Raw genomic sequence first — 11,061 nt, forward strand, 5'->3', positions numbered from 1 at the left:
AAGGAGGGATGATATGTCGCTACAATTATCGAATAGCACACTTGGTATTTATATTCGTCTGCTAGAACCAGAAGATGCTTCGGCTCTTCTGCAATTACGAGTGAACAGTCGCGAAGCGAATCAGACTTTTGAACCAAGATATCCCAAAGAGTTTTTTACACTTCCTAGCCAATTGGACTTGATCTACCGCAGACAACAAGAAGCCTGGGAAGACAAAGCTTACTTATTTGGTTTATTTGCACAAGTCGATCATCAATTGCTTGGTACGTTATCGTTAACGCATTTAGTACGTGGTGTTGGTCAATTTGCAGATATCGGTTATTCTATGGATCATCACTTTCAAGGTAAAGGGTATATGACTGGGGGTGTACAATTGCTTTTAGAGTACGCTTTTCGCTCTCTAGGGCTTCATCGGGTACAAGCAGGCATTTTGCCTCATAATATTGCTTCAAGGCGCGTACTGGAGAAATGTGGCTTCCAAGCCGAAGGAATTGCGCGTAAGTTGGTTAAAATTAACGATCAGTGGGAAGATCATCAGATGTTTTCGATTTTAAAAGAAGAATTTTCCTCTCAATCTAGCGACTCCACCGCAGATATAACTCACTTTTAAATGCTATTACTTCTCATACCCATTCATGTTGCACATAAAAAAAGCTCACTGCTTAAGCAGTGAGCTTTTTGTTACAACTAATTAATAACCACCGTACATAGAACCTACTTGTTTTTGGAATTCATCCATTGTAACTACATCTGCATCTGCTGGGATACCGATAGCAAATGTTTGTTTTTCATTGATTTTGGAATACTGACTGCTACCATCTAAAGACAATTTAACATTTTGTTTAGTATCAGGGTCAGAGAATACAGCATCCATCACCATTTGTTGGTATACAGGGAAATCATCTTTGTTGATTGCTGTATTGATATGGAATTGGTTTAGAGTTAAATATTTATCCAATTCATTAACAGACTTGCTGAAGCTATTTTGAGAATCTTCGGATTGAAGTTCTTTTTTCATATCATCAATGTCTGTTTGTTTGATATTCAAAGCACTACGGTATTCTTCTTTAGACACAACATCCAATACTGCTGGCAATGCTTGTTTTACGAAGATCGTTACTGCTTCTTTTGCATTTTCATTCGTTACTGCGAATTGAACGACTTGTTTAGCGTCTACACCTTCAGGAAGAGCAGCATCTTTCGTATCTACATCTTTGAAGTATTTAGCTTGATCATATTTGTCTAGAACAGCAGTAGACAAATCTTGAGTTAATTGTTGTGTAGTCGCTGGGCTTAAAGGTTTGTATTCTTGACCTTCTTTAGCAGCCAATTCTTTTAGATCCACTTTCAAGAATTTACCTACCAATGTATCAGGCAATGCCAACATTGGAATTTGTGGAATCTTTACATATAGAACTTCTTGAGTCATAACCATAGGCACTGTAAATGTCATTGCCATATCGCCACTCAATTTCAATTCCATAGTCAATTCTGTTTGCATTGGGTCACCTTGGTATACCCCTGTTACATTAAATTCTGCATTTTTAAGTAAGCTTGCAATTTGTGCACTTTGAGCATCACTTGTCGCTTTTCCATCAGCAGAAGTAAACGATAATTCATTTACTTTCAATTTGGTTGCGATAGCGTAAGATGTCATTTTAGCTGCGTTGGTTGTTGCTGCCTTTACCGCTTCTTTCGGTTCAGCTTTCTTTGTACAACCTACAAGTGCCACTGTAAGTATCATGAGCATAACTAAAAGCCCAAGTGTCATTCTTTTTTTCATTTTGTTACCCCTCTCTTTTTGTACAACGATGAAGTATTTACTCCATTTTTCAAAGCACGACAGGTATCAAGCCAGCATACATAATAACCCATTTCAGCTAATTTTGAAAGGTACAAACTCAAAAATGGTTATTATTACTTACTTTTCACTTATACCCTAACAGATAACCTTTTACCAACATACCATACATTTTGAAAAATGAAGTTACACTTTGTTAATGGATATCCTTTTTCTTGAATCTTCCACCTTTAACATCATGGATATTTCCTACTGCCATAAAAGCGGTCTCATCAAAATGATTCACGATTTCTTTTAACTTCGCTTCTTCTAGACGAGTGATAACACAGAAAATAACTTTCTTCTCTTCTCCAGAAAATCCACCTTCACCGGATAAGTATGTGACTGTTCTTCCAAGCCGATGAATAATAGCATCTCCGATATCTTGAATACGATCACTAATAATCCATACCGACTTGGATTGATCCAGGCCATCGATCGTAATATCGATTACTTTGGTGGCAATATAATAAGCAATGATCGAATACATCGCCCGATCCCATCCAAATACAAAGCCTGCTCCACACAGAATAAATACATTAATGATCATAACAATCTCGCCCACAGAGAAAATAGAACGCCGTGACAGTAAGATCGCTATAATTTCTGTGCCATCCAGTGATCCACCAGAACGCAACACTAGACCTGTACCTAACCCTAGGAACATACCTCCAAATACAAATGCAAGAACCGTTTCTTTAACAAATGCTTCTACAGGATGCAATAAGAATGTACCGATCGACATTACTGTTATGCCCAGTAGTGTAGACAAAGCAAATGTTTTCCCTATTTGCTTATATCCAATAATCAAAAATGGAATATTAATCACAAATAAGAATAAACCTAATTGCCACTTGGTGATATAAGACAAAATAATAGATATACCTGTAATACCACCATCGGTAATATTGTTAGGTACCAGAAAAAGTTCCAATGCCACTGCTACAATCATGGCACCCAGTACAATCAGCAACGTACGTAAGATTGTACTTTTTAAAGACCTTCTTCCATGCTTAATCGGTACAAACGTTGATAAATCGGGAGGTTGATTACTATCTACCATGGTATGTCCTCCTATTCTTATGTACGTAGAGATATAGAGTTTGGTAACACATTTTTCTGCAAGCCATACGGCGGCTTAAAGTAATAACATCCTATACGATCAAAAGATCATAATAAATATGCATATTATTCACTATTTATTATGACATAAAATAGTGGGTTGTCCTACATAAATCAAATACATACTTATAAAATTGCTTATCCTTTTTCTTACTCTATAAATGAACAACAAAAAAGCCGCTCCTATAAAGGAACGACTTGTATTTAAATATATGGCGGAGAGGGTGGGATTCGAACCCACGTGGAGTTGCCCCCTAACGGTTTTCAAGACCGCCCCGTTATGACCGCTTCGGTACCTCTCCAGAAAAGCTTTATCAATCTTGCACAACATAAATATCATATCATGGATTTTAAGATTTGACAAGCTTTTTATCAAAAAAGATTTAAAAATTATTTTTTGCTTGTAATAACCTCTGCTCCACGCATATATGGACGTAATACTTCAGGGATAATTACACTGCCATCTTCTTGCTGATAATTTTCTAGAATCGCTGCAACCGTACGACCTACAGCCAATCCTGATCCATTTAACGTATGCAAAAATTCTGGCTTACTCTTAGTATCTTGGCGGAAACGGATATTTGCACGACGCGCTTGGAAATCCTCTACATTCGAGCAGGAAGAGATTTCACGGTACATGTTACTCTCAGGCAACCATACTTCCAAATCATACGTTTTAGCCGCTGTGAAGCCCATATCACCCGTACATAGAGCAAGTACACGGTAAGGCAGACCTAATAACTGTAATACACGCTCTGCATTAGCAGTCATTTTTTCTAATTCATCATAAGATGTCTCAGGTTGTACGATTTTGATCATTTCAACTTTGTTAAATTGATGTTGACGAATCAATCCACGAGTATCACGACCAGAAGCACCTGCTTCAGAACGGAAACAAGAGCTATACGCAACATAATGTTTTGGTAATTGATCTACTGGCAAAATCTCTTCACGATGATAATTCGTCACCGGTACTTCTGCTGTAGGGATCAAATAGTATTCTGTATCATTTAATTTAAATAAATCTTCTTCAAACTTAGGCAGTTGTCCTGTACCTACAAGACTATCTTTATTTACGATATAAGGAGGTAAGATCTCTTCATAACCATGCTCACTACTATGCAGATCCATCATAAAGTTAATCAATGCACGTTCTAGTCTAGCTCCAAATCCTTTATAAAAAGCAAAACGTGAACCTGTTACTTTAGCAGCAGCTTCAAAATCGATAATATCTAGATCTTGTGCTACATCCCAATGCGCTTTCGGTGTAAAAGCAAATTCACGCGGATCGCCATGACGACGAATCTCCACATTATCCTCTTCAGAAGCACCTACAGGTACACTGCTATGAGGAATATTAGGAATAGATAGCATCATCATATCGATTTGCGCTTCCAACTGGCGAATTTCTTCATCTAATCCTTTAATTCGATCAGATACTTCACGCATTTCAAGAATCAATTCTTCCGCATCTTCTTTATTCTTTTTACGTTTAGCCACATCACCAGATACTACATTACGGCGATTTTTAAGTAATTCTGTTTCTTGCAATAATTCACGACGCTTAGAATCAAGTGCAGGGAATTCTGCGATCAAATCTAATGATTTGCCACGACTTTGTAGTGCTTGTTCTACGCGTGCATAGTCATTACGTAATATCTTTACGTCTAACATCTATAAACCCTCCTAATGAAAATAACCTTAACTCCTGGTTCTCTTTTCCGCCGTCAAGCTTCATTCTTTTACAAAAAGAGTGAATGCTTTATACCGGGCAAGTGAGAACTTGCCGCCATCTGCATTAGAAGGTATTTCTAATCACAGAAGCTGCCAAGAGTTAAGGTGTAATGTATTTTAACGCTTTGGATCATTACAGCATTTAATTATTGATTAGCGATATGTTCCTGCACCATGTCTGCGAAATACTGATGCAGTCGATAATCATCGGTTAATTCGGGATGAAAAGAACAAGCTAACAAATGACCTTGTCTAGCTGTTACAATCTCATCTTGATACGTAGACAGTACTTGCACCTGTTCTCCCACTTCTTGGATAAGCGGCGCACGGATAAACACAGCTCGAATAGGTTCATCAATCCCAACCACATCAAGATCTGTTTCAAAGCTTTCCCGCTGTCTCCCAAAAGCATTACGAGAAACCGTCATATCCATCAAAGAAAGATGCGGTTGATCCTGCCCAGCAATTCGTTCTGATAATACAATCAGACCTGCACAAGTTCCAAACAATGGTTTCCCTTGTTCCGAAAATTGCTGAATCGCTTCGATAAACCCATACTTCCGCATCAGCTTACCGATTGTTGTACTTTCACCACCAGGGATAACCAATCCGTCTATCTCTTCAAGTTGCTCAGTACGTTTGATGCTGATCGCTTCTGCGCCAGCTAACTGAAGACTTCTCAGATGCTCTGCAACAGCGCCTTGTAATGCCAATACACCAATCTTCATGGTCTACCTTCTTTCTTACCAGCCGCGATCCTGCATACGTTCTGAAGGAGCTAATTTAGAGATTTCAATACCTTTCATAGGAGCACCCAAGTTTTTGGATACTTCAGCAATCAATTTATAATCATCATAATGTGTAGTTGCTTCAACGATAGCACGTGCAAATTTCTCAGGGCTATCTGATTTGAAAATACCTGAACCTACAAAAACTCCGTCTGCTCCCAAATACATCATTAACGCTGCATCTGATGGAGTTGCAATGCCGCCTGCTGCAAAGTTAACGACTGGAAGGCTACCTGCTTCATGTACACCTACTAATAGATCGTAAGAAACACCAAGGTTTTTAGCTTCAGCATACAATTCATCTTTAGACATATTCGTTACTTTACGAATTTGGCTATTGATAAAGCGCATATGACGAACAGCTTCTACAATATTACCTGTTCCTGGCTCACCTTTAGTACGAATCATAGATGCACCTTCACCAATGCGACGAAGAGCTTCTCCCAAATCTTTAGCACCACAGACAAAAGGAACTGTAAATTCATGTTTATCAATATGGAAAACTTCATCCGCTGGAGTCAAAACTTCACTCTCATCCAGATAATCTACGCCTAGTGATTCTAATACTTTAGCTTCTACATAATGACCGATACGAGACTTAGCCATTACTGGAATGGATACAACTTTCATAACTTCTTCTACGATTGTTGGATCAGCCATACGAGCTACGCCACCAGCGGCGCGAATATCAGAAGGCACACGTTCAAGAGCCATAACTGCTGTAGCACCAGCAGCTTCTGCAATTTTAGCTTGCTCTGCATTCATGACGTCCATAATGACGCCGCCTTTTTGCATTTCTGCCATACCTCTTTTAACTCTTGATGTACCGGTTTCCATGTTCATGCCCCCTGAATTCGATATATAACATAAGATTATTCTTCGATTACAAAGACTATTTATACTCCATAAGGAATCATAAATAACTGGATGCTTATTTCTCAAATTCATCGCTAAATTTGAGACAGAATCTAACTCATCATTTTACAGTAGAGCTATTGAATATACAATACATTTGATAGGATCATCCGTATTGTAGTTACGCAACTTTTATCTATTAAAACATATTTTTAGCAGAATCGAATAAATCAACAAACAATTCTCCGATCGCACGGAAAAACAATCGAATCCAACTTCCTTTTTCAACAGGCTCTGCCGCAATCAAATTCACTGTTTCTACTTGATCTTCAGGCATATTAGAATCTTTATACGTATACGTAATCGTTCCTAATGCTTTGCCTGCTTCGATCGGTGCAGTACGTGCTGCTTCATTAGCAGGAGCTACAGTATACGTTACGTTTTTAGGTGTTGTACCTTTAGGAACAACCACATTAACAGCAGCATCTGTAACAACACCCACTTCTTTAGCTGTTCCTTTTACTACTGGAAGTGATGCTAGTCCAGATACGGCCGCTTTAGCTCCAACGACTTGCTTCACTTCAAAGTTATCAAATCCATAATCAAGAATTTTTTTCGTTTGAATAAAGCGTTCAGGTTCGGATGTCGTACCCATTACTACACTAATCAGACGCATACCATTACGTTCAGCTGTACCTGTAAAGCATTGTCCTGCTGCATTCGTATGACCTGTTTTCAGACCATCTAATCCTTTATACGCATAAGCTTTAAAGTTAGTAATAGAAGCATTCGATTCTAACATCCAGTTCCAGTTCACAACAGGATCTTTGTCTGTTGGACGGAATTTAAACGATTGAATTTTAGTAACATCGTTAAAGTCAGGATGATCATCGACAATATGTTGAGCTAATAACGCTGTATCCATTGCAGACATAATTGTTTCTTGATCCGAATCCGGTCTTGTCGCAGCAGGCATATCTGCAATGTCTAAACCTGTAGAGTTAGCAAAATGAGCTGTTTTCATGCCAAACTCTTTTGCTTTTTCATTCATAATTTTAACAAAATCTTGCTCTGTTCCACCAATAAATTCTGCTAACGCTACTGAAGCATCATTGGCTGATCCTATAGCCATCGCTTTATACAGATCAAGTACTGTATGCTTATCGCCTTTAGCCAAAAATACGCGTGATCCGATTTGAGCAGCAGCATTTTCAGATACTGTGACAACATCGTCCCATTTAATTTTACCTTGTTTTACATAATCAGATACCAGATACTCTGTCATCATTTTGGACATACTAGCAGGTGGCAAAGCTTCATCTGCATTAATAGATAATAAAATCTTACCTGTAGAAGCTTCCATCAATACTGCGGATTTTACATCCAGCCCAAGTGATTCAGCTGTTGGTAATTTCCCGGTAGCATTTGAAGCCGCTGCTGTAGATTTGCTATCTGTTGTCGTACTCTTCGAATCTGTAGCAGCGGCTGCAGCTAATGTAACTGTAGGAACGACTGCCATACAGAACATGTTTGCCAACATTAGAACTGTAATTCCCTGTTTAACCATTTGACGTTTCGACTTATTCCAAATCCCTTTTTCCAACCCTTTGTTGCGTTTCAATGTGCTGATGCTCCCCTCAAATGTTTAAGCATGTAAATCGTGTTCAAAAGACTCCTGCTACTTCATTACAGTTATACTCCGAATAAGCCTGCTATCACTTACAATGACCAGACTTATAAAGAGTCTATTCCAACCAAGTAGCTTACAGTTATATGAACGATATAATTTAACCTAAATTAAATTCAAACATAGTCATACAATCCAATACATTCATATCATTCTCTACAATTTCTTGTTCCTGGTCATTATGTATTGCCATATAGAGGTTTAGACTACAAATTACCGAATATCGCAATGACTTTCTCATTTTAACATACGGTTAAACGCAAAAAAAGACAAGCTTGTCTTAAAATCACAAGCTTGTCTAAACGTCAATTAAAATGTAAAAGGAGAAGATATCAAATCCTTCTCCTTTTGCTCATTTCTAGCTTATTATATTGTAATTTAATCTTAAGATTAGTTACATTTAGCTAAAATGTTAAATGGATCTAACTTACATTGAATAGTTAGGCGCTTCTTTGGTAATTTGGATATCATGTGGATGACTTTCACGTAATCCTGCACCTGTAATACGGATAAATTGTGTATCGTTACGCAATTCATCAAGGTTAGCTGTACCACAATAACCCATACCCGAACGAAGACCACCGATCAACTGATGAATCGTTTCAGACAATGGCCCTTTATAAGCGACACGTCCTTCGATACCTTCAGGAACAAGTTTTTTATCGTCATCTTGGAAATAACGATCTTTACTTCCCTGTTTCATCGCAGCCATAGAACCCATACCGCGATATACTTTAAAGCGGCGACCTTGATAAATTTCAGATTCGCCCGGGCTTTCTTCTGTTCCTGCAAATAGACTTCCTAACATAACTGCATCAGCACCAGCAGCCAAAGCTTTAGTGATTTCTCCAGAATACTTGATACCACCATCAGCAATAATAGGAATACCATATTCACGAGCTACTGTTGCACAATCGTAAATAGCTGTGATTTGAGGTACACCAATACCTGCAATAACGCGTGTGGTACAGATCGAACCCGGACCAATTCCTACTTTAACTACAGAAGCTCCTGCTTGAATGAGATCACGAGTCGCTTCACCTGTTGCTACATTACCTGCTACAATTGTAAGTTCAGGGAACATCGAGCGTAGTTTGCGGACAGCATCTAGAATATTAATATGATGACCATGAGCAGAATCGACGACTAACAAATCAACACCTGCATTTACTAATGCTTCAGCACGTACAAAGGAATCTTGAGATACACCAATAGCTGCACCTACTAATAGACGACCTTGAGCATCTTTCGCTGCATTAGGGAACTGAATTGCTTTTTCGATATCTTTAATCGTAATAAGACCTTTAAGAATATTGTTTTCATCTACTAAAGGTAATTTTTCGATTTTGTGTTTTTGCAATAGTACTTCTGCTTCTTGTAAAGTAGTGCCTACAGGAGCAGTAACCAATTTTTCACTAGTCATAACTTCTGTAATATCAATATTATAGTCATGAATAAAACGTAGATCACGGTTGGTGATAATACCGACTAAAGTATTATTCTCATCTACGATAGGCACACCAGAGATACGGTATTTTGCCATAACTGCTTCTGCATCAGATACTTTTTTATCGGGTGTCAAAGAAAATGGATTAGTGATAACACCACTTTCAGAACGTTTTACACGATCTACTTCTTCTGCTTGTTGTTCGACAGACATGTTTTTGTGAATGATACCGATACCGCCTTCACGAGCCATAGCAATAGCTAGAGCAGCTTCGGTGACTGTATCCATTCCTGCACTAATTAAAGGAATATTCAATTTCACATGCTTACTAAGAACAGTAGCGACACTTACCTCTTTTGGTAAAACTTCAGACTTACGGGGTACCAACAATACATCGTCAAATGTTAGTCCCTCTTTAGCAAATTTTGTTTCCCACACAAGGATGTTCCTCCCTTATTCTTTTTCATTCTATAATAAAAAAACCTTACACAAATAAGGCGTTAAAATAGCTTAGAATTAGTTTCTGCAACAGTTTCTGAAAATATATTATTGCAATCTTAGCAAAGCGTATTACAGACTGTCAAGAATGTTAAAGCATTATCTTGATTTGACTTCTCCCCACAAACTAATGTCCATCCGATAGAGACACTCAAGCATTTTTTTCCTTATTTATCAACTAAAAGAAATATAAGTATTTTGTGAAAAGCTCATTTTGTCTATATATAATCTAAGTTGTATTCGTACTCTCCATATTTAATCGAAAGTAAAAGTTAATAGAATTCAAACGCAATGCGTACTAATCATTAGGATATATTTTAAACGCTGTTCAAACCAAGTATAGCTAAAAGATCACTTAGATATTCTTAGAATGTAGTCCATGCAATCTTTCTCAAGTAGCTTATACCCGAATCTCACACTCTTTTCTAAAATTAAATCCTCTACATCTACATATCGATACAGAGAAGAGATTACCCTAACCTGTTGCTGTTGGAATCCATGCTATCTCTCTCTACCCATCCTTTAAAACCATAGATAGAGATGCTATTGGAGTTCTAGTCTGCCTTACCTATCATTTAAAGTCTATAAAACAAACGAAATCTATAAAAACAAAGCAAATCAATAACAAAACAAAGCAAAAAAAGAGCGACTCCTGTAAACAGGAATCACTCTTTGGGTCTTACTCGTTGCTTGGCAACGTCCTACTCTCCCAGGACCCTGCGGTCCAAGTACCATCGGCGCTGGAGGGCTTAACGGTCGTGTTCGGGATGGGTACGTGTGGAACCCCTCCGCCATCATTACCAAACAGTCAGGCTGTGTTGCTCCCTGAAAACTGAATCCGAAAACTGAAACATCGCGTTTGTAGATTTTGGATAAGCCCTCGACCGATTAGTATTGGTCAGCTCCATGCCTTGCGGCACTTCCACCCCCAACCTATCAACCTCGTCGTCTACAAGGGGTCTTACATACTGGGAAATCTCATCTTGAGGGGGGCTTCACGCTTAGATGCTTTCAGCGCTTATCCCTTCCGCACGTAGCTACCCAGCCATCCCGCTGGCCGAACACCTGGCAACCCTGCACCCTAACCACC

The 11,061-nt window shown here is 38.5% G+C and carries 8 protein-coding genes, 1 tRNA gene and 2 rRNA genes; 1 reads left to right on the forward strand and 10 read right to left on the reverse strand.

The window, feature by feature from the left end; genetic code table 11:
* The first annotated feature begins 13 nt into the window (after positions 1-13).
* A complete protein-coding gene (locus PTI45_RS17805; RefSeq protein WP_069328936.1) occupies positions 14-610 on the forward strand; it encodes a GNAT family N-acetyltransferase in 597 nt (198 codons plus the stop codon).
* An 81-nt stretch (positions 611-691) separates the two neighbouring features.
* Here the strand turns inward: PTI45_RS17805 and PTI45_RS17810 are convergent, their stop codons facing one another.
* The 10 genes from PTI45_RS17810 to PTI45_RS24400 form a co-directional block, all read right to left on the reverse strand.
* Positions 692-1,783 carry a hypothetical protein gene (locus PTI45_RS17810; RefSeq protein ID WP_069328937.1) on the reverse strand — a complete coding sequence of 364 codons (1,092 nt, stop codon included), beginning with the start codon at positions 1,781-1,783 and terminating at the stop codon, positions 692-694.
* Positions 1,784-1,997: 214 nt separating this feature from the next.
* Positions 1,998-2,903, reverse strand: a complete 906-nt coding sequence (locus PTI45_RS17815; RefSeq protein WP_069328938.1) for a YitT family protein — start codon at positions 2,901-2,903, stop codon at positions 1,998-2,000.
* A 272-nt stretch (positions 2,904-3,175) separates the two neighbouring features.
* A tRNA-Ser gene (locus PTI45_RS17820) sits at positions 3,176-3,264 on the reverse strand.
* 88 nt (positions 3,265-3,352) lie between these two features.
* Positions 3,353-4,636, reverse strand: a complete 1,284-nt coding sequence (gene serS / locus PTI45_RS17825) for a serine--tRNA ligase (RefSeq protein WP_069328939.1) — start codon at positions 4,634-4,636, stop codon at positions 3,353-3,355.
* Between the two features lie 206 nt (positions 4,637-4,842).
* The gene (pdxT, locus tag PTI45_RS17830) at positions 4,843-5,424 is read right to left on the reverse strand and encodes a pyridoxal 5'-phosphate synthase glutaminase subunit PdxT (RefSeq protein ID WP_069328940.1); all 582 of its coding nucleotides are present in this window, start codon (positions 5,422-5,424) and stop codon (positions 4,843-4,845) included.
* A gap of 15 nt (positions 5,425-5,439) precedes the next feature.
* On the reverse strand, positions 5,440-6,321 hold the full coding sequence (gene pdxS / locus PTI45_RS17835) for a pyridoxal 5'-phosphate synthase lyase subunit PdxS (RefSeq protein WP_069328941.1): 882 nt from the start codon (positions 6,319-6,321) through the stop codon (positions 5,440-5,442).
* Between the two features lie 217 nt (positions 6,322-6,538).
* Positions 6,539-7,906, reverse strand: a complete 1,368-nt coding sequence (locus tag PTI45_RS17840; protein WP_069328944.1) for a D-alanyl-D-alanine carboxypeptidase family protein — start codon at positions 7,904-7,906, stop codon at positions 6,539-6,541.
* Positions 7,907-8,453: 547 nt separating this feature from the next.
* Entirely contained in the window at positions 8,454-9,911 is a 1,458-nt protein-coding gene (guaB, locus tag PTI45_RS17845; RefSeq protein ID WP_069328942.1) for an IMP dehydrogenase, read from the reverse strand.
* 748 nt (positions 9,912-10,659) lie between these two features.
* Positions 10,660-10,776, reverse strand: a 5S ribosomal RNA gene (rrf, locus tag PTI45_RS17850).
* Between the two features lie 63 nt (positions 10,777-10,839).
* Positions 10,840-11,061, reverse strand: a 23S ribosomal RNA gene (locus tag PTI45_RS24400); the annotation flags it as partial.

Source organism: Paenibacillus nuruki, from assembly GCF_001721045.1.
In the GTDB taxonomy this organism is placed as follows: Bacteria; Bacillota; Bacilli; order Paenibacillales; family Paenibacillaceae; genus Saccharibacillus; species Saccharibacillus nuruki.